The 19800-nt window shown below is 70.5% G+C and carries 17 protein-coding genes; 8 read left to right on the plus strand and 9 right to left on the minus strand.

Features of this window, described 5'->3' with window-relative positions; genetic code table 11:
* Nucleotides 1-9: 9 nt before the first annotated feature.
* The 5 genes from AB0O00_RS00815 to AB0O00_RS00835 all read right to left on the minus strand — a co-directional run bounded on the left by AB0O00_RS00815 (nucleotide 10) and on the right by AB0O00_RS00835 (nucleotide 5157).
* Entirely contained in the window at nucleotides 10-975 is a 966-nt protein-coding gene (locus AB0O00_RS00815; RefSeq protein WP_363647641.1) for a hypothetical protein, read from the minus strand.
* A gap of 86 nt (nucleotides 976-1061) precedes the next feature.
* Entirely contained in the window at nucleotides 1062-1679 is a 618-nt protein-coding gene (locus tag AB0O00_RS00820) for a hypothetical protein (RefSeq protein WP_363647643.1), read from the minus strand.
* 97 nt (nucleotides 1680-1776) lie between these two features.
* Nucleotides 1777-3114 carry an MFS transporter gene (locus AB0O00_RS00825; protein WP_363647645.1) on the minus strand — a complete coding sequence of 446 codons (1338 nt, stop codon included), beginning with the start codon at nucleotides 3112-3114 and terminating at the stop codon, nucleotides 1777-1779.
* Nucleotides 3115-3252: 138 nt separating this feature from the next.
* Nucleotides 3253-4335 (minus strand): inositol-3-phosphate synthase, encoded by a 1083-nt coding sequence (locus AB0O00_RS00830; protein WP_363647647.1) that lies wholly within the window; start codon nucleotides 4333-4335, stop codon nucleotides 3253-3255.
* Between the two features lie 120 nt (nucleotides 4336-4455).
* Nucleotides 4456-5157, minus strand: a complete 702-nt coding sequence (locus AB0O00_RS00835; protein ID WP_363647649.1) for a PadR family transcriptional regulator — start codon at nucleotides 5155-5157, stop codon at nucleotides 4456-4458.
* A gap of 514 nt (nucleotides 5158-5671) precedes the next feature.
* On the opposite strand from AB0O00_RS00835, the gene AB0O00_RS00840 reads away from it, so the two are divergent.
* Together AB0O00_RS00840 and AB0O00_RS00845 are read left to right on the plus strand one after the other, a co-directional pair.
* Entirely contained in the window at nucleotides 5672-8140 is a 2469-nt protein-coding gene (locus AB0O00_RS00840) for a transglycosylase domain-containing protein (RefSeq protein WP_363647651.1), read from the plus strand.
* Between the two features lie 201 nt (nucleotides 8141-8341).
* Nucleotides 8342-9919 carry a glycosyltransferase 87 family protein gene (locus AB0O00_RS00845; protein ID WP_363647653.1) on the plus strand — a complete coding sequence of 526 codons (1578 nt, stop codon included), beginning with the start codon at nucleotides 8342-8344 and terminating at the stop codon, nucleotides 9917-9919.
* Between the two features lie 58 nt (nucleotides 9920-9977).
* On the opposite strand, the gene AB0O00_RS00850 is transcribed toward AB0O00_RS00845, so the two are convergent.
* From AB0O00_RS00850 to AB0O00_RS00860, 3 genes are all read right to left on the minus strand, one after another.
* Nucleotides 9978-11012 (minus strand): alanine racemase, encoded by a 1035-nt coding sequence (locus tag AB0O00_RS00850; protein ID WP_363647655.1) that lies wholly within the window; start codon nucleotides 11010-11012, stop codon nucleotides 9978-9980.
* Nucleotides 11013-11040: 28 nt separating this feature from the next.
* On the minus strand, nucleotides 11041-12159 hold the full coding sequence (locus AB0O00_RS00855; protein WP_363647657.1) for a peptidoglycan bridge formation glycyltransferase FemA/FemB family protein: 1119 nt from the start codon (nucleotides 12157-12159) through the stop codon (nucleotides 11041-11043).
* A gap of 189 nt (nucleotides 12160-12348) precedes the next feature.
* Complete coding sequence (locus AB0O00_RS00860; RefSeq protein ID WP_363647659.1) at nucleotides 12349-12648, minus strand: hypothetical protein; 300 nt, start codon at nucleotides 12646-12648, stop codon at nucleotides 12349-12351.
* 317 nt (nucleotides 12649-12965) lie between these two features.
* Here AB0O00_RS00860 and rpsF point away from each other — a divergent pair, with 317 nt between their 5' ends.
* From rpsF to rplI, 4 genes are all read left to right on the plus strand, one after another.
* Nucleotides 12966-13256, plus strand: coding sequence for a 30S ribosomal protein S6 (rpsF, locus tag AB0O00_RS00865; RefSeq protein WP_063348486.1), 291 nt, complete (start codon nucleotides 12966-12968; stop codon nucleotides 13254-13256).
* Between the two features lie 96 nt (nucleotides 13257-13352).
* Complete coding sequence (locus AB0O00_RS00870) at nucleotides 13353-13949, plus strand: single-stranded DNA-binding protein (RefSeq protein WP_363647661.1); 597 nt, start codon at nucleotides 13353-13355, stop codon at nucleotides 13947-13949.
* An 80-nt stretch (nucleotides 13950-14029) separates the two neighbouring features.
* The gene (gene rpsR, locus AB0O00_RS00875) at nucleotides 14030-14266 is read left to right on the plus strand and encodes a 30S ribosomal protein S18 (protein WP_030304537.1); all 237 of its coding nucleotides are present in this window, start codon (nucleotides 14030-14032) and stop codon (nucleotides 14264-14266) included.
* 17 nt (nucleotides 14267-14283) lie between these two features.
* Nucleotides 14284-14730 carry a 50S ribosomal protein L9 gene (rplI, locus tag AB0O00_RS00880; protein WP_363647663.1) on the plus strand — a complete coding sequence of 149 codons (447 nt, stop codon included), beginning with the start codon at nucleotides 14284-14286 and terminating at the stop codon, nucleotides 14728-14730.
* A gap of 72 nt (nucleotides 14731-14802) precedes the next feature.
* Here the strand turns inward: rplI and AB0O00_RS00885 are convergent, their stop codons facing one another.
* Nucleotides 14803-16140 carry an MATE family efflux transporter gene (locus AB0O00_RS00885; protein WP_363647665.1) on the minus strand — a complete coding sequence of 446 codons (1338 nt, stop codon included), beginning with the start codon at nucleotides 16138-16140 and terminating at the stop codon, nucleotides 14803-14805.
* 426 nt (nucleotides 16141-16566) lie between these two features.
* Between AB0O00_RS00885 and dnaB the strand changes: the two genes are divergently transcribed.
* Nucleotides 16567-18153 carry a replicative DNA helicase gene (gene dnaB / locus AB0O00_RS00890; protein ID WP_363647667.1) on the plus strand — a complete coding sequence of 529 codons (1587 nt, stop codon included), beginning with the start codon at nucleotides 16567-16569 and terminating at the stop codon, nucleotides 18151-18153.
* Nucleotides 18154-18309: 156 nt separating this feature from the next.
* Nucleotides 18310-19749, plus strand: coding sequence for an acyltransferase (locus tag AB0O00_RS00895; protein WP_363647669.1), 1440 nt, complete (start codon nucleotides 18310-18312; stop codon nucleotides 19747-19749).
* Nucleotides 19750-19800 lie beyond the last annotated feature (51 nt).

A 19800-nucleotide genomic window follows, 5' to 3' on the forward strand; every position in this document is an offset into this window, starting at 1 on the left:
CGTGCCCGGTCAGGTGTGGATCGACTGCAGGCACAGGACGTAGCTCAGCCCCTGCGTCCCGCCGTCCTTGGTGTAGCTGCTGTCGGACTTCGGCTGCGCGTCGCAGACCTTGTCGTCCGAGGTGGCCGGGTACTTCCAGAGCACCTTGTACTGGGCGCGCTGGTCGGTGCACGGCAGCATGCTGATCCGCGGGTGCGGGTCGTGCGTCGCCCCGGTGCCGTTCTCGTTGCGCAGGCAGTCGCCGACCTTGGCCGAGTCGATGCTCGCCGGAGCCGGGACCGGGGCCTGCGGCTTGCCGGAGGTGTCCGGCGGCAGCGAGAAGGTCGGCGTGGGGATCGGCGGGAGGCTGAAGCTGGGCATCGGCGGCACCGACACGGTCGGCATGACGATCGGGTGGGACACGTACGGGTCGGGCTTGGGGAGGAAGGCGCCCGCGGCGATCAGCGAGATCACCGTGATGATCCAGCCGACCGGCAGCAGCAGCATGAACATGTGCGGGCGCTTGGACAGCGGGACGCCCGGGTCGAGCTGCGGGCCGTGGGTGCCGGGGGCGGGCGGCGGCAGGTCCTTGAGCCGGTTGTGGGGGCCCAGGTTCAGCAGCAGCGTGATGATCGTCATCGGGAAGCCGAGGAAGCTCCACCAGCCCTGGACCAGGGTCCGCGCGGACATGTCGCGCACGGTGGCGTCACCGCAGACGCGGCAGAACGGCCCCCGCATCTTCAGGAACCGCAGGACCACGATGATGCCCTGGTGGCCGCGGACGGTGGTCTCCACGGCGGGGAAGCCGCCGCAGAAGCGGCAGACCGGGCCCTGCGGGACGGCGCCGCCCGGGTAGCCGTAGCCGTACGCCGCCGGGTCGGGCGCGGGCGCGGCGGGCGGGTACCCGTAGTTCATCGGCGGCGGGGCCGGCTGGCCGTACGGGTTGCCGCCGGCGTACGGGTTGGCGTCGTTCGGCGGCGGAGCGCCGTAGGGCATCTGGGGAGGCGGAACGGACAAGGGGTCCCCCGGGGGAAACGGTGACGGACAAGTCGGACGGGCCGGACGGGAAGCCCGGCCGGAGGTCAGGAGGCGCCGACCGGCGGCGTGCCGGCGGGCGTCAGCGGGCCGAGGCACAGCACGTACCGCTTCTTGTTCCAGCGGCGGCCGCTCTTGCCGGAGACGGCGCCGGTGGACTGCGGCGTCTGCCGGCAGCGGCTGACGTCGGTGGTGTCCTCGAACTTCGACAGGACTCGGTAATTCGCCTTGCTGTCAGTGCACTTGACGATCTCGACGTCGCGCGTGCCGCTCACCCGGACGCAGTCGCCGGGCTTGGCGCTGCTGACGCTCGGGCCGCCGTACAGGTAGCCGCCGCCCACCACGGCGGCGGCGATCAGCACACCGACGGCCTTCAGTTTCGAACGGGTGGTGCGCTTGGCGACCGGCGGGGCGGGCTGCGGGTAGTTGTACGGCCCCGCGGGCGGGTACGGCTGGGCCGGCTGCGGCGGCCCGGCGTACGGCTGTGGCGGCGCCCCGTACGCGGGTGGCGGTCCGTAGCCGGGCGGGCCCGGCTGGGCGGGCACCTGCGGGGGCGGCGGACCGTACGGCTGCGCCCCGTAGCCGGGCGGCGCGGCGTACTGTGGGGCCGGCGGGGGCGGCCCGTACTGCGGCGGAGGCCCGTAAGGGCCGGGCGGTGTGCTCATCAGGTAGTCCCCCGTGACCGAATGCTGTCGCTCCGACAGGTCTGACGTACCTTAGCGACCCTCTGTGACGCCCCCGGTTTCGAGCCCCCGCGGAACCTCAGGAGACCTGGTCACCGGGCAGCGGCCCGTGCCGCCGGGCCGCGCGGAAGTACAGGAGCGCCGACAGCGCGTACACCGCCGCCACCCCGACGACCACCACGACCGACCGCCCGGACAGCGGCAGCACCAGGGCGGTGACCACGGCGGCGGCCACGAAGGCGACGTTGAACAGCACGTCGTAGATGGCGAACACCCGGCCGCGGTAGTCGTCCTCGACGGACTCCTGGACCACGGTGTCCGCGCAGATCTTGGTGCCCTGGGTGACCACCCCGAGCAGCAGCGCGGCCGCCAGGCAGGGCACCAGCGAGAAGCTCAGCCCGAGCGCGGGGACGAACACCACCGGCGCCACCAGGCAGGCCGTCATCCAGCCGGCCAGGCCGAGCCGGCGGGAGCACCACGGGCTGACCACCGCGGCGATGAAGAACCCGGCGGCGGACAGGCCGACCGCCTGGCCGAGGGTGACCAGCCCGGCCGCGCTGTCGGCCGGGTCGTTGAAGGTGTACCGCGCGAGCATCACCACGACGACGATCAGCACGCCGTAGCAGAACCGGGCCGCCGTCACGGCGGCCAGCGCGTGCACGGCGGGCCGGCAGTCCCGCACCAGGTGGCGGACGGCGGCGCCGAGCTCGACCGCGGCCCGGACGAGCGCCTGGCCGAGCGCCGGACGGTCGGGGTGGTGCTCGGGGCCGAGCAGGTCGCGGTGCATCCGGCGGGCGGCCAGCGCGGCCGACAGGTAGAGCACCGCGGCCACCGTGACGAGCGCGGCGTCGGCCTTCGGTCCGGGCGTCATCACCTGGTGCAGCAGGAAGCCGATGAGCCCGCCCAGGGCGGCGGCGACGGTGCCGAGGGTGGGGGAGAGCGCGTTGGCGGTGACCAGCTGCTCCTGGCGCACCACCCGGGGCAGGGCGGCGGACAGCCCCGCCAGGATGAACCGGTTGAGTGCCGTGACCAGCAGCGCCGAGGCAAAGAACAGCCAGGTCGGCGCCTCGGCCAGGAGCAGCACCCCGGTCACCAGGCCCAGCCCGAAGCGGGCCAGGTTGCCGAAGTAGAGCACCTGGCGGCGGCGCCAGCGGTCCAGCAGGACGCCGGCGAACGGTCCGATCACGGAGAACGGCAGCAGCATCACGGCCAGCACCGAGGCGATGTCGGCGGGGGAGGACTGCTTCTCCGGGGAGAACACGACGTAGGCGGCCAGCGAGACCTGGAAGACGCCGTCCGAGAGCTGGGAGAGCACCCGGGCGGTCAGCAGTCTGCGGAAGTCCCGGCCCCGGAGCAGCTGGAGGAGCGTGGCGCGCTGCGCGGACTGGTGGGTGCTGCCGTTCTCGGTGATCGCCACCCGCCCAGAGTGCCACGGAACCGGTCGAGGTTTCACGTGAAACATTCGCCGGGAAACGGTGAAGGGCCCACGATCCCGTGATCGTGGGCCCTTCCGAGGAGCTATGGACGGTTATGCACCGTCACATCAACTCAGCGCTCAGCGCTCGACCTCGCCGCGGATGAACTTCTCCACGTTCTCCTTGGCCTCGTCGTCGAAGTACTGCACCGGCGGCGACTTCATGAAGTACGAGGAGGCGGAGAGGATCGGGCCGCCGATGCCGCGGTCCTTGGCGATCTTGGCGGCGCGCACGGCGTCGATGATGACACCGGCGGAGTTCGGGGAGTCCCAGACCTCGAGCTTGTACTCCAGGTTCAGCGGGACGTCACCGAACGCGCGGCCCTCGAGGCGGACGTACGCCCACTTGCGGTCGTCCAGCCACGCCACGTAGTCCGAGGGACCGATGTGGACGTTCTTGGCGCCCAGCTCGCGGTCGCGGATCTGCGAGGTGACGGCCTGGGTCTTGGAGATCTTCTTCGACTCCAGGCGCTCGCGCTCGAGCATGTTCTTGAAGTCCATGTTGCCGCCGACGTTCAGCTGCATGGTGCGCTCGAGGATGACACCGCGGTCCTCGAACAGCTTCGCCATCACGCGGTGCGTGATGGTGGCGCCGACCTGGGACTTGATGTCGTCACCGACGATCGGCACGCCGGCCTCGGTGAACTTGTCCGCCCACTCCTTGGTGCCCGCGATGAACACCGGCAGGGCGTTCACGAAGGCGACCTTGGCGTCGATGGCGCACTGGGCGTAGAACTTGGCCGCCTTCTCGGAACCGACGGGCAGGTAGCAGACCAGGACGTCGACCTGCTTGTCCTTGAGGACCTGGACGACGTCGGCCGGGGCCTCGTCGGACTCCTCGATGGTCTCCAGGTAGTACTTGCCCAGGCCGTCGAGGGTGTGGCCGCGCTGGACGGTGACGCCGGTCGGCGGCACGTCGCAGATCTTGATGGTGTTGTTCTCGCTGTTGCCGATGGCGTCGGCCAGGTCGAAGCCGACCTTCTTGGCGTCGACGTCGAACGCGGCGACGAACTCCACGTCACGGACGTGGTAGTCACCGAACTGGACGTGCATCAGGCCGGGGACCTTGCCGGCCGGGTCGGCGTCCTTGTAGTACTCGACACCCTGCACCAGCGACGCGGCGCAGTTGCCCACGCCCACGATGGCTACGCGAACCGAACCCATTCCGGTTGCTCCCTGTGATCTCATGAGGGCCGCCGGGATCGGCGGCACTCGTCCTGCTTCTTCGAATGACTGCTTGTACGGGCGCGAGGCGCCCACTCCTGCCGCGTGGCTGACGCGGGCTCAGCGCTCCTGGGCGGAGCGCCCCGGGCGGTCGTACGGTGGCCCGGACGGGTCGGGGGACCCGGTCTCCCGGCCACGGCCGTCCGAAGTCTTGGGGGGTGTGGCGGCGGGGCTGCCGCCGGTGGCGGGCCCGGTCCGGCCGGTGCGGTTGGCCCGCTCGGTCTCGATCAGCTCGTTGAGCCACCGGACCTCGCGCTCCACCGACTCCAGTCCGTGCCGCTGCAGCTCGATGGTGTAGTCGTCGAACCGCTCGCGGGCCCTGGCCAGCGAGTTGCGCATCCGCTCCAGGCGCTCCTCCAGGCGGCTGCGGCGGCCCTCCAGGACGCGCATCCGCACGGCCCGGTCGGTCTGGCCGAAGAACGCGAAGTGGACGCCGAAGTGCTCGTCCTCCCATGCGTCGGGGCCCGAGTCGGCGAGCAGCTCCTCGAAGCGCTGCTTGCCCTCGGGGGAGAGCCGGTAGACGATCTTGGACCGCTTGCCGTTGAGCGCCGTCGCCGGGACGTACTCGACGTCCGGGTTGTCCTCGACCAGGAAACCCTGGGCGACCAGGCTCTTCAGGCAGGGGTAGAGCGTTCCGTAGGAGAGGGCGCGGAACGTGCCGAGCAGGATGTTGAGCCGCTTGCGCAGCTCGTAGCCGTGCATCGGGGCGTCGTGGAGCAGGCCGAGGACGGCGAACTCCAGCACTCCTGAGCGCCTGCCCATGCCGTCGTCCTCCTTCCCTCCGGCCGGTGTCCGGCCGCCGTGTCGGGCGGTATGCCGCTTCGATGTATCGGCTCGATATATCGAGAACAGTAAACCTGGCCTTCCGAACGGGCAAGGGGGGCACGCGTGAATGTGATCACAAGCCGACGCGCGGGGATGGTTGGCAACGGGCGTGTAATGATCTGCTGCCCTTTTGTGGCAATTGGCGATTGATGCCCGATTAGGTGCATTTCAGGTCTGCGTACGCTGTCGCGTGTGCACGAGGACCACCTCCTGGAGCAGGGCGGTTGGCGGGCATCGAACGTGAACCCTGCCTTCAGGCTGGAACCGCCTGGCGAGGAGTGGCTGGAACATGAGCGAACGACGGCGGAGGACGCCCGGCCCGGGTGGAGAGGGGCAGCAGCCTCCGGGTGACGGAGCCCGCCGGGGTGGGCCCGGACCGGACGAGCTGAGCTCGCAAGGGCTCGGCCGGCGCCGGCCCGCGGGCGTCCGGGACACCGCTCAGCAGCCGCGGATGACCAGGGCCGAGATGCGCAAGGCCGCCCAGAAGAAGGGCAAGGGCGGCCGGGGCGGTGCTGCTGCGGCAGCTGCCGCAGCGGCCGGGCCCGGCAAGAAGCGCTTCATCGACTACCCGCGCTACGGCAAGACCGGCATCAGGCGCTGGCTGCCGTCGTGGCGCGTGTGGCTGAGCGGCTTCCTGCTGTTCTTCGCGTGCTTCGTGGGCTTGGTGTTCTACATGTACCAGACCACCGAGGTCCCCAAGCTGAACGACCTGGTGAAGGACCAGAACACCATCTACTACTGGGCCGACAATACGGAGATGGTCCGCAAGGGCGAGACGAACCGTCAGATCGTCGAGCTCAAGGACATCAGCCCCAACCTGCAGAACGCCGTCATCGCGGCGGAGAACCAGGACTTCTACAACGACAACGGCATCGATCCCAAGGGCATGCTCCGCGCCGTCTACAACATGGCGAAGGGCGGCGAGACCCAGGGCGCCTCGACGATCACCCAGCAGTACGTGAAGAACGCCTACCTGAGCCAGGAGCAGACCCTCAGCCGCAAGCTGAGGGAGTTCTTCATCACGCTGAAGCTCAACCAGCAGATCGGCAAGCCCGAGATCCTCAAGGGCTACCTGAACACCAGCTGGTTCGGCCGCGGCGCGAACGGCGCCCAGGCCGCGGCCCAGGCGTACTACAACGTGGACGCCAAGGACCTCAACCTCTGCCAGAGCGCCATGCTGGCGGGCCTGCTCAAGGGCGCGGCGTACTACGACCCCACCAACCCGAACAACAAGGAGCGGGCCCAGGGGCGGTGGTCGTGGATCCTCGACAACATGGTGAAGATCAAGGCCGTCACCCCCGAGGAGCGCGCCAAGTGCACCGCGTTCCCCGACCCGGTCCAGCGCAAGGTCTCGTCGAACATGAACGGCGAGATCAGCTACCTGGTCGACACCGCCAACCGGTACGTCACCACCAAGGACCCGTCGATCACCCAGCAGATGATCGACAAGGGCGGCCTGAAGATCTACACGACCTTCGAGAAGGACAAGGTCGACGCCCTGAAGAAGGCCGTCGACGACGTCAAGGCCGCGACGCTCGACCCGCAGAAGCGTCCCGACAACGACAAGTTCATCCAGTTCGGCTCCGCCAGCATCCGGCCCGGCGACGGCGCGCTCGTCGCGATCTACGGCGGTGACGGCGTGGAGAACGGCCACTTCGACAACAACGCCGAGGCCACCGGCGTCCAGGTCGGCTCGACCTTCAAGCCCTTCGTCCTGGCCACCGCGATGCAGGTCGGCGTCCAGACCGCGAAGGACGACAGCGGCAAGGCGAAGCGGATCAACGCCGACAGCCGCTACCTCGCCGACGACATGTCCGAGATCCGCAAGCCGGACGGCTCGCTGGTGATCGGCGACGACGGCAAGCCGTACCGGCAGAAGAACGAGGACTCCAGCAAGCACGGCTACGTCTCGCTGCGCCAGGCCATGCAGTGGTCGTACAACGTGCCGTTCGTCCAGCTCAACCAGGACGTCGGCGGCCAGAACGTGGCGGACATGGCCGTGCAGATGGGCATCAAGAAGGAGAGCCTGGCCGACCCGAAGACCGCGACCTTCCCGCTCGGCACCTCGACCATCAGCCCGATCCGGATGGCCACCGCCTACAGCACGCTCGCGGCCAGCGGCAAGGAGGCCGAGCCCTACTCGGTGACCAAGGTCGAGGTGAACGGCGTCGAGAAGCCGGCCTTCACCAAGCCCCAGACCAAGCAGGCGCTGGAGGCGCCGGTCGCCGACAACGTCACCGACGTGCTGGTCAACGTGGCGAAGAACGGTACCGGTTCGAAGAGCAAGGACCTCGGCCGCCCGGTCGCGGGCAAGACCGGTACCACCGACCAGAACAAGTCGGCCTGGTGGGTCGGCTACACCCCGCAGCTGGCCACCAGCGTCGCGATGTGGCGCGAGGACCCGAGCAACCATGTGCGGCTCTCGCTCAACGGCACCGGCGGCAAGGAGTCGATCCACGGTGGTGACATCCCCACCAGCATCTTCACCCTGTACATGAAGGCCGCACTGGCGAACGAGAAGAAGCTGGACTTCCCGGCGCCGACCCCGATCGGCTCCGAGGTCGACTCCTCGGGCGCCCCGGTCTCGCCGACCGCCACCGCCACGCCGACCATGACCGACACCCCGTCGGCGCCGCCCACCCAGGCGCCGACCAACAACCAGCCCCCGTCGACCGGCAGCCAGCCGCAGCCCCCGCAGCCCACCCAGGGCGGCGCCTGCGTCCCGGGCGTCGACTGCCCGGCCCCCCAGCCGAGCCACTCGACCAAGACCCAGCCCGGCCCGACGAACAGCTGCCTGCTGGGCCTGTGCCCGACGCAGCAGCCCTCGTCGACGCCGACGGACACCGCGTCGCCGACGGGCAAGCCGGGCAAGCCCACCACGTCGACCCCGTCGGCCGCCGGTGCGGCCCAGGGCGGCTAGGCGAAGCGAGCCGGACAGCGGTGAAACGGCGGTGGCGGTCCAGGGCGGCTCGGAGACCCCGCCCGAAGCCCGGGGAACCGCCGTGGGGGCTCCCCTCCTCTGGACCGCCACCGCCGTTTCGTCATGATTCGCCGCGGCCCGGGCGGCCCCGCCGTGGGGGCCTCCTCGTCCCGGCGGGGCCGGTGCGGCAGGATGTCCGGCATGACGTCGAGCGCACCTGACGAATCCGCCGGCCTGACCGGGCCCAGCGACGCCGTCGGGCCTGCCCCGGCGCCGGTCGCCGCGGCCGGGCCGCCGGCCAACACGGTGGTGGTCCCGGCCGACGAGGACCCGGTGGCGGCGGCCGGCAGCGAGGTCTTCGGCGGACCGCCGGGGCGCCGGGCGCTGCTGGGCGTCTCGTGGTGGATCCCGGTGCGCGTCCTGGCGCTCGCCGTCATCGTCGTCTCGGTGCTCGGCATGGTGCAGAAGGCGCCCTGCTACAGCCACGCGTGGTTCCAGGCGGGCTCGCCGCAGTACATCCACGCCTGCTACAGCGACATCCCGCACCTGTTCGCCGGACGCGGCTTCGCCGCCGGGCTGCACCCGTACGTCGACCGCATCCCGGGCACCTCCGGGGACCTCCAGTACCTGGAGTACCCGGTGCTGACCGGCCTGTTCATGCAGATCGCGGCCTGGCTGACGCCGGGCGGCGGCAGCCAGCAGGACCAGGAGCAGTGGTTCTGGGCGATCAACGCCGGCCTGCTGATGGCCTGCGCCGTCGTCGCCGCGGTGGCGCTCTCGCGCACCCACCGGCGCCGCCCGTGGGACGCGATGCTGTTCGCGCTCGCACCCGTCCTGCTGCTCAACGGCACCGTCAACTGGGACCTGCTCGCGGTCGCGCTGGCCGCCGTCGCGATGGCCTGGTGGGCGGGCTCCCGGCCGGTCTGGGCCGGTGTGTTCATCGGCCTGGCCACCGCCGCCAAGCTCTACCCGCTGCTGCTCCTCGGGCCGCTGCTGGTGCTGTGCTGGCGGGCCGGCAAGTGGCGCGAGTTCCGCGCGGCGCTCGGCGGTGCGCTCGGCGCCTGGCTACTGGTCAACCTGCCGATCATGGTCGCCAACTGGCAGGGCTGGTCGACCTTCTACGTCTTCAGCAACCACCGCGCCGAGGACTACGGCTCGTTCTGGCTGATCGTCATGCAGAACCGCGGGGCCGGGCTGGAGTACCTCAACTCCTACATCGCCGCGCTCATGGTGCTGGGCTGCGCCGCCATAGCGTGGCTGGGCCTCTCGGCGCCCCGCCGCCCGCGCTTCGCGCAACTGGCCTTCCTGGTGGTCGCCCTGTTCATCGTGGTCAACAAGGTGTACTCGCCGCAGTACTCGCTCTGGCTGCTGCCGCTCGCGGTGCTGGCCCGGCCGCGCTGGCGGGACTTCCTGATCTGGCAGGCCTGCGAGGTGCTGTACACCCTGGGCATCTGGTCCCACCTGGGCTTCGTCACCGGGACCAAGCAGCACGGCATCGGCGAGGCCTGGTACCACTTCGCGATCGTGCTGCACCTGCTCGGCATGCTCTACCTGGTCGGCCTGGTGATCCGCGACATCCTGCTGCCGGACCGCGACCCGGTGCGCTGGGACGGCAGCGACGACCCGTCCGGCGGGGTGCTCGACCGGGCCCCCGACGTGGCCGTGATCGGTGCCGCCCGCCGGCTGCGCGAGGACGCGAGTTACGCCGAGTACGCGGCGGCCGGCCCCGAGCAGTGGCTGGTCGAGCCGGAACTGCCGGAGCCGGCCGAGAAGGGCTAGCCGGGAGGGGGCCTGGGGCTTGAGGCCCCCTCAGCCGGAGGGAGTCAGCCGGAGGGCGTCAGCGGTCCACGACGCGGTCGAAGTGCGTCGTGGTGTGCCGGACCTGGAGGCCGAGCTCGTCGCCGATCACCGGCGGCTTGGTCTCGCCGTCCAGGAACAGCAGCGAGACCTGCATGTGCGGCGGCTCGGCGAACCAGAGCTGCTTGCCGGCCCAGTGGAACGGCGACTTGGTCTTGTTGACGGTCGCCAGGCCGGCCCGCGCGATGCCCTTGGCCCGCGCGCCCATGCTCGCCACGTACTTGGGCGCCTCCAGGCCGATGCCGTGCGCGGTGCCGCCGGCGACCACGACGATGTGGCCGTCGGAGGGCGCCGGGTGCTGGCGGTAGCCGTAGCGGTCGCCCTTCTTCACCGGGGTGACGTCCAGGACGGTCGCCCGGACCTCCAGCGCGCCGTGGTCGCCCAGCCAGAGCCGGGTGCCGATCCGGGCGCGGAAGACGGTGTCCGGGTAGCGCTGGGCCAGCTGGTCCATGCCGGCCGAGCCGAGGTGGCTGACGAACACGGTGTGCACCGGGATCCCGGCCGCCCGGGCGGTGTCCACCCAGTACGCGACCTCCTCGACCGGGCTGGAGCCGTCCGGCCGGTCCATCGGCAGGTGCAGCGCGAGGCCCTCGAAGGAGACGCCGTCCAGCTCGGCGGCCACCGTCCGCAGGTCGGCCGCGCTCACGCCGTGCCGGCGCATGGTGGTCATGCACTCCACGACCACCCGGGCGCCGTGCAGCGCGCGCAGCGCGTCCACGCTCGCCACCGTCCGGATCACCCGGGCGTGCGGCAGCGGGAGCACCTCCTCGCCGACCCGGTACGGGGTGAGCACCAGCAGCTCACCGCCGTACCACTCGGCGGCGTCGGCCGCCTCGTACGCGGTGCCGACGGCCAGCACCCCGGTGCCGAGCAGCGTCGCCTCCTCGGCCAGCCGGTGGTTGCCCAGGCCGTAGCCGTTCCCCTTGGCGACCGGCACCAGGCCGGGGAACTCGGCGAGGACGGAGCGCTGGTGGTTGCGCCAGCGTTCGGTCTCGAGGTACAGCGACAGCGTCATCGGGGCAGCCTCCTCGGCGGCGGGACGTTCAGCGGCGGGACATGTAGAGGTCGAGGGCCTTGTGCAGCAGCTTGTTGAGCGGGAAGTCCCACTCGCCGAGGTACTCGGCCGCCTGCCCGCCGGTGCCGACCTTGAACTGGATGAGGCCGAACAGGTGGTCGTTCTCGTCCAGGGTGTCGCTGATGCCGCGCAGGTCGTACACGCCGCCGCCCAGCGCGTACGAGTCGCGCATCATCCGCCACTGGATGGCGTTCGACGGCTTGACCTCGCGCTTGTGGTTGGCCGAGGCGCCGTAGGAGTACCAGACGTGCTCGCCGACCACGAGCATCGTGGTCGAGGCCAGCGGCTCGCCCTCGTGGTAGGCGATGTAGAGCCGCATGCGGTTCGGGTCCTCGGCGTTGAGGGCGTTCCACATGCGCTGGAAGTAGGCCAGCGGGCGCGGGGTGAACTTGTCGCGCTCGGCGGTGACCAGGTAGAGCTGGTGGAAGATCGGCAGCTCGTCGTAGCCGCCCTGGACCACCTCGACGCCGCTCTTCTCGGCCTTCTTGATGTTGCGGCGCCAGAGCTGGTTGAAGCCCTTCTGGATGTCGTCCAGCGAGCGGTTGGCCAGCGGCACCTGGAAGACGTAGCGCGGCTGGACGTCGCCGAAGCCGGCGCCGCCGTCCTCGCCCTGCAGCCAGCCGGCCTTGCGCAGCCGGTCGGCCACCTCGAAGGCGCGCGGCTCGTACCAGTCGGGCTCGATGTCGCGCAGGCGCTTGGCCTGCTTGCCGGCGATGGCCTCCTTGATGGTGGGGGCGTCCCAGCGGCGGATGACGACCGGCGGGCCCATCTTCACCGAGAACGCGCCCTGCGACTTGAGGTGGGCGAGCATCGGGGTGAGCCAGCGGTCGAGGTCGCGGTCGAACCAGTCGATGACCGGGCCCTCGGGCAGGTAGGCCAGGTAGCGCTTGACCTTGGGCAGCTGCCGGTAGAGCACCAGGCCGGCGCCGACGAGCTGGTTGCCCTCGTCGAACCAGCCGATCGACTCCGAGCGCCACTCCGCCTTCACGTCGCCCCAGGACGGCACCTGCATGTGGCTGGCCGAGGCGCGGCTCCTGATGAAGGCGAGGTGCTCCTCGCGGGTGATCGTCCTCAGGCGCAGGCTCATGCTCGGTGCTCCTCGTCGGTCGGGCTGTGGTGGCCCCGGGTTCTCGGGGTGACCTTATCGTCCGGTGGCACCGGCGCCCGTGGGCGCGGGCGTGACGGCGCCCCCGTGCGTACCTGTCTCCTGCAGATACGCGACGGGGGCGCCGGGGGTTCCTGGAACGGGGGTCCGAACCGGCCGTGCGGCCCGGGATCAGCCCCAGAGGCCGCCCCGGGCGATGCCGAGGTAGAAGCCGACGGCGGAGGCGCCGAGCGTGATCATCAGGACGAAGCGCTCGGCGGTGGTGACCGACACGAACATGCCCCAGAGCCCGGCGACGATGCCGAACAGGCCCGTCCACGAGGTCAGCAGGTGCAGGTTGTGGAAGAACGACGTGGTGAAGGAGATGACGCCCAGCAGCGCGGTCAGCGCCACCAGGGTGTTCTCCCGCGGGTGCGGGTGGCCGTCGGTGTTGAGGGTGAGGGCGGGCATGCGGTGGACGGACTGTGCCATGTGTCCCACCTCCTGGCGTGGAGACGAACGGGCAGGAATCCCGTTCCGTCCAGATTGCGGCGGTTGGACGGGTCTCACAACCCCTATGCGTTTTGTTCGGCCGTCCGGGTGCGGGTAGGCTGTGCCGTCTGCACTGGTGTAGTTGTGCCCCCTTGCGCCCTCTTGCGGGCGGCCGCCCGATCGGGTGAGCGGGGCCCGACTGTCGGACCCGGCCGCTACGGTGGGCCGGTGTCGTCACACGCTCCGGTGCCGACGCTGCACAACCCTCCTGCCACGGAGAGACCGTGGCCGTTGAGTCCAAAGGAGGTGGGTTACCCATGCGTCACTACGAGGTGATGGTCATCCTCGACCCCTCGGTCGAGGAGCGCGCTGTCTCCCCCCTGATCGAGAACTTCCTCACCGTCGTCCGGAACGCCGGCGGCAAGGTGGAGAAGGTCGACACCTGGGGTCGTCGCCGTCTGGCTTACGAGATCAACAAGCAGTCCGAGGGCATCTACTCGGTCATCGACCTCAAGGCCACGCCTGAGGTCGTCAAGGAGCTCGACCGCCAGATGGGCCTGAGCGAGTCGGTTCTGCGGACCAAGGTCCTGCGCCCGGACACCCACTGAGCCACCTCTGAGGCCTTCGGGTCTCGGGTAGCTCGCGACCGTTGTTTCACGTGAAACAGCGGTGAACGGACATCTTCCCGAGAGGTCATCACCACCATGGCAGGCGAGACCGTCATCACCCTCGTCGGCAATCTCGTCGACGACCCCGAGCTGCGCTTCACCCCGTCGGGTGCGGCGGTCGCGAAGTTCCGCATCGCGTCCACCCCTCGCACCTTCGACCGCCAGACGAACGAGTGGAAGGACGGCGAGAGCCTCTTCCTCACGTGCAACGTGTGGCGGCAGCCGGCGGAGAACGTGGCCGAGTCGCTCCAGCGCGGCATGCGCGTCATCGTGCAGGGCCGACTGCGCCAGCGGTCTTACGAGACCAAGGAAGGCGAGAAGCGGACGGTCTTCGAGGTCGAGGTCGACGAGGTCGGCCCGAGCCTGCGCTCGGCGACTGCCAAGGTCACCCGGGCCAACCGGTCCGGCGGCCCCGGTGGCGGCTTCGGCGGCCAGCAGGGCGGCCAGGGCGGCGGCGGCAACTGGGGCGGCGGTGGCGGCCAGCAGGGCGGCGGCTGGGGTGGAAACTCCGGCGGCCAGTCCGGCCCCTCCGACGACCCGTGGGCTTCCAGCGCCCCGTCCGGCGGCAACCAGGGCGGCGGCGGCTGGGGTGCCCCGTCCGGTGGCGGCTTCTCGGAAGAGCCCCCGTTCTAAAGAGCTGACAGATTTCGTGCGGCCCGGCCGCAGGCGTCCCCGGACGCCCGCCGGGTCGTGAACCCCAAATGGAGCACACAATGGCGAAGCCGCCTGCTCGCAAGCCGAAGAAGAAGGTTTGCGTCTTCTGCAAGGACAAGGTCAACTACGTTGACTACAAGGACACGAACCTGCTGCGGAAGTTCATCTCCGACCGCGGCAAGATCCGTGCCCGCCGGGTCACCGGCAACTGCACCCAGCACCAGCGTGACGTCGCCACGGCCGTGAAGAACAGCCGTGAGATGGCGCTGCTGCCCTACACCAGCACCGCGCGCTAAGAGAGGGTGACCAAGTAATGAAGATCATCCTCACGCACGAGGTGCCGGGTCTCGGCTCCGCCGGCGAGGTCGTCGAGGTCAAGGACGGCTACGCCCGCAACTTCCTGGTCCCGCGTGGCTTCGCCATCCGCTGGACCAAGGGTGGCCAGAAGGACGTCGACGCCATCCGTCGCGCCCGCAAGATCCACGCCATCCAGACCCTCGAGGCCGCCAACGAGGTCAAGGGCAAGCTGGAGGGCGTCCAGGTCAAGCTGGCCGTCCGTTCGGGCGACGCCGGCCGTCTGTTCGGCTCGGTGACCCAGTCCGACGTCGTCGAGGCCATCAAGGCCGCCGGCGGCCCGGCCGTGGACAAGCGCGCCGTCGCGATCGCCTCGCCGATCAAGACCGTGGGCACCCACAAGGTCTCGGTCAAGCTGCACTCGGACGTCGTGGCCAACCTCGACGTCGCCGTCGTGGCTGCCTGAACCGCATAGCAGTGGCCCGAGGGCCGGACTCCTCCGCGGAGTCCGGCCCTCGGCGCTTTCCCGGGCCCGGGCTCAGCCCCGGACCGCCCCGGTCACCAGCCACCGGCCGCTGCGGGCGCGCCCGGCCATGAACGCGGCGCGGACCAGCATGAACAGGTTCATCGCCCACCACAGCCCGGCCAGCCCGGTGCCCGTCGCCGGCACCGCGAGGGCCGCCGGCGCGAACACCGCCAGGGTCGCGAGCATCGCCCACGCGAGGTACGGGCCGTCCCCGGCGCCCATCAGCACCCCGTCCAGCACGAACACCAGGCCGGACAGCGGCTGGGTGAGCGCGAGCAGCAGCAGCGCGGTGTGCAACTGCGCCTGCACCGCCGGATCGGGCGTGAACAGCGGGACGTACAGCGGACGGGCCACCACGACCAGGAGGCCCAGCACCACGCCGGAGCCGATGCCCCACTCGACCATCCGGCGGGTGGCCGCCTTGGCCCCCGGGACGTCCGAGGCGCCCAGGTAGCGGCCGATGATCGCCTGGCCGGCGATCGCGATCGCGTCCAGCGCGAAGGCCAGGAAGCTGAACAGCGTCATGGCGATCTGGTGCGCGGCCACCTGGGTGTCGCCGAGCCGGGCGGCCACCGCGGTGGCGATCATCAGCACGGCCCGCAGGCTCACCGTCCGGACCAGCAGCGGACCGCCCGCCCTGGCGCTCGCCCGGATGCCGGCCGGGTCCGGACGCAGCGAGGCCCGCTCCCGGCGGGCGCCGCGGACCACCACGACCACGTAGACGGCGGCCATCCCGGTCTGCGCCAGCACGGTGCCCCAGGCCGAGCCGGCCACGCCGAGCCCGGCGCCGTACACCAGGCCGGCGTTCAGGCCGATGTTGGCGGTGAAGCCCGCGACGGCGACGACGAGCGGTGTGCGGGTGTCCTGGAGGCCGCGCAGCACGCCGGTGGCGGCCATCACCATGAGCATCGCGGGGCTGCCGAGGGAGCTGATCCGCAGGTACGTCACCGCGTAGGGCGCGGCCGTCTGCGAGGCACCGAGGACGTCCGCGGCCCAGGGGGCCAGCAGGAGGGTGAGCGCTACCACCGCGACGGACAGGCCCAGGGCGAGCCAGATGCCGTCGATGCCCTGCTGGACGGCGGCCCGGCGGTCCCCGGCGCCGATCCGGCGGGCCACGGCGGCGGTGGTGGCGTAGGCGAGGAAGACGAACACGCCGGTGGCGGTGGAGAGCGCGGTGGCGGCGACGCCGACGCCGGCCAGCTGGGGGGTGCCGAGGTGGCCGACGATCGCCGAGTCGGCCATCAGGAAGAGCGGTTCGGCGACGAGCGCGCCGAAGGCGGGGACGGCGAGGGCGAGGATCTCGCGGTCGTGCCGGCGTCTGGAGGGCCCGGTGGTGGTGGCGGCGGTCATGGGCTCCAGGTTACTCATCCACAGGTAACGACTGCTAGTGGTCTACGACTATTACTCGAACTCTTGAGTGACGTACTCGGCGGGCTCGGTGCCCACAGCCATCCGGTGGTGTGTGAAGAATTTCTCATGCACAGACCCCGGAAGAGGTAACTCCAGGTCAGAGAGTTGACGTGGGATCGATAGTCCGGTTATCCACAGGGCCTTCCACAGGGGCGTCCACAGCTTTGCGGCAGTTCTCCACAGCCCAGGGCCGCTCGTCCACACCCCCTGTGGATAACCGTGTTGGCTGAAGGGCGTCCGGCCCCTTAGCGTGGGCTCTCCGCCCGACACTCCCACCCGCCCCGGCGTCCGTTTTGTCGGCCCCGTGGCGTACAAAGAGGAGCGGCTCCGCTCCAACTCGCACCACTCGCTGATCGGGGAACACGCGTGACCGGCCCCCAGTACGACGACCACGACGCCCCGCCGCCGGAGGACGACTGGCAGACCGCCGAGGACCCCTTCCCGGCCGGCGCGTTCGACGACGCACCGTTCCCGGACGGGCCCGGCGACCGCCTCCCGGTCTCGCGGGGTCGCGGTGGCGGCCAGGGCGACGGCTTCCAGAAGGGCTCCCAGAAGGGCGGCGGCTTCCAGAACGGCAAGGGCGAGCGCCGCGACCGCCGCGACGACGAGGGCCAGGGCGGCTCCGACGGCTTCGAGCGCGTCCCCCCGCAGGACCTCGCGGCCGAGCAGTCCGTCCTCGGCGGCATGCTGCTGTCCAAGGACGCGATCGCCGACGTCGTCGAGGTGCTCAAGCCGGCCGACTACTACCGGCCCGCGCACGAGATGATCCACGGCGCGATCCTCGACCTGTACGCCCGCGGCGAGCCGGCCGACCCGATCACCGTGGCCGGCGAGCTCACCAAGCGCGGCGAGCTCCAGCGCGTCGGCGGCGCCCCCTACCTGCACACCCTGGTCAACTCCGTCCCGACCGCGGCGAACGCCGAGTACTACGCCCAGATCGTCCACGAGCGCGCCGTCCTGCGCCGCCTGGTCGAGGCCGGCACCCGCATCGCGGGCATGGGCTACGCGGCCGAGGGCGACGTCGACGAGATCGTCAACGCGGCCCAGGCGGAGATCTACGCCGTCACCGAGCAGCGCACCAACGAGGACTACGCCCCGCTCGCCGACATCATGGAGGGCGCCCTCGACGAGATCGAGGCGATCGGCTCGCGCAACGGCCAGATGTCCGGCGTCCCGACCGGCTTCGCCGACTTCGACCAGCTCACCAACGGCCTGCACCCCGGCCAGATGATCGTCATCGCGGCCCGCCCCGCGATGGGCAAGTCCACGCTCGCGCTGGACTTCGCCCGGGCGTGCTCGATCCACAACAAGCTGCCGAGCGTGATCTTCTCGCTCGAAATGGGGCGCAACGAGATCGCGATGCGCCTGCTCTCCGCCGAGGCCCGGGTGGCGCTGCACCACATGCGCTCCGGGAACATGACGGACGACGACTGGACGCGGGTCGCCCGGCGCATGCCGGACGTCAGCGAGGCGCCGCTGTTCATCGACGACTCGCCGAACCTGTCGATGATGGAGATCCGGGCCAAGTGCCGCCGGCTCAAGCAGCGCAACGACATCAAGCTGATCGTCATCGACTACCTCCAGCTGATGCAGTCCGGCGGCTCCCGCCGGGCCGAGAACCGTCAGCAGGAGGTCTCGGACATGTCGCGAAACCTGAAGCTGCTGGCCAAGGAGCTGGAGGTGCCGGTGATCGCGCTGTCCCAGCTGAACCGTGGTCCCGAACAGCGCACCGACAAGCGGCCGATGGTCTCCGACCTGCGCGAGTCCGGCTCGATCGAGCAGGACGCCGACATGGTCATCCTGCTGCACCGTGAGGACGCCTACGAGAAGGAGTCCCCGCGCGCGGGCGAGGCCGACCTGATCGTCGCCAAGCACCGTAACGGCCCGACGGCCACCATCACCGTCGCCTTCCAGGGCCACTACTCGCGCTTCGTGGACATGACCCGGGACTGAGCCCGGCCGTTTTCGACACCGGCCTCTGACGCGAGTGCCGGTGCGAGTGCCGGCACGGTGGTGTCCGTGGTCGGCCGTCGGAGGGCGCCGGAGCCCGTACAGAAGACGATCAAGGGTCGTGAAAGGGTTGTGTCCGAATGGGCTACCCTCCAGCGCGTGACGACAATCAGATCGCTGCCTCGGTGGGGGGCATACAAGGCGCGCCGTGCCGAACGTGCGGCCGCGAAGACGAGCAGGCTCGGCTGGCTGGACGCGCTGCGCGGGATCGCGGCGCTGGCCGTGGCGGCCCACCACTTCGAGATCATGAGGCTGATACCGAACGGCGGCGAGATCGCCGCCCACTTCGACCTCGGCTTCTACGGCGTCATCGCGTTCTTCATCGTCAGCGGGTACATCATCCCGGCCTCGCTGGAGCGGCGCGGTGACGTCCGGGCGTTCTGGATCAGCCGGGTCTTCCGGATCTACCCGGCGCTGATCGTGAGCATGCTCCTCGCCGAGTTCATCCTGCCGCCGGCGTACCAGGTGCTCACCTTCGACGGCTACCACCACGACAAGCTCTGGCTGGCGGGCAACGGCCTGATGCTGTCGGACATGCTGGGCGTGGTGAACGCGCTCGGCATCTCGTGGACCCTCACCTACGAGATGCTTTTTTACTTCTTCGTCAGCAGCCTGTTCACGGTCGCCTGGCACAAGCGCAGCACGTCGATCGCGGTCGCGGCCGGGGCGATCGCCCTCGTCCTGGGCGTCTGGATCCCCTCGTACAGCCTGACCCACACCCTGCCGGAGCTCCAGCACCTCGTGGCCGCCGCCGTGGTCGTCGTGGTCATGGGCGTGCTCTGCATGGTCAGCGGCAACGCGTCGCTGGCCCGGACCGGCGGTCTGCTGCTGGGCGGGCTCGGCCTGCTGCTGATCTTCACCAACGGCCGGGACCCCGCGTACGAGACCTTCACCATCCTCGCGACGATGTTCGCGGGCACGGTCGTCTACCGGGCGCAGCACGGGCAGATCCAGCGCATCGAGGCCTGGCTGTGTGTCGCCTTCGTGGTGGTGGCGGGTGCCATGGTCGGGTGGATGTACAACCGCGACGCGATGGGGCGCGCGACCTCGACCTTCACCTGGCAGGCGTGGACCAACGCCTACGTCGCGGCGTGGGCGTCGTTCGGGCTCTTCTTCCTGCTGCGCAACCGGCGGCTGCCGCGCTTCATGACCTGGCTCGGCGCGGTGAGCTTCTCGGTGTACCTGCTGCACTGGCCGGTCAAGAAGTTCCTGCTGTGGCGGCTCGGCTGGGACAGCAACTACTACTGGGCCAAGCTGGCTGCGATGCCGTCCGCCGAGAAGTGGTCGTGGGTGGCCGGGTACGTCGCGGTGCTGCTGCTGGTCTGCTGGGTGGTGTACCGCCTGGTGGAGGTGCCGTTCCAGAAGCTCGGCCGCAATCTGACCAAGGCGATGAACCGCCGCTGGCCGCCGCAGTCGTTGGAGCCGGCCGCACCGGTCGTGCCGTCGGCTGCCGCGCCGGCGCCGCGTCAGGAGCCGGAGCTGGTGGGCTCGGGCTCGGGTTCGGGCTCGGGGTCGGGGTCGTCCAGCCGGGCGGACTGACCGGAGGCAGCGAAAGGGCCGGGGCCGGATCGCGGGTGCGTACCCGTGATC

The sequence above is a fragment of the Kitasatospora sp. NPDC093558 genome (genome assembly GCF_040683475.1).
Taxonomy (GTDB): domain Bacteria; phylum Actinomycetota; class Actinomycetes; order Streptomycetales; family Streptomycetaceae; genus Kitasatospora.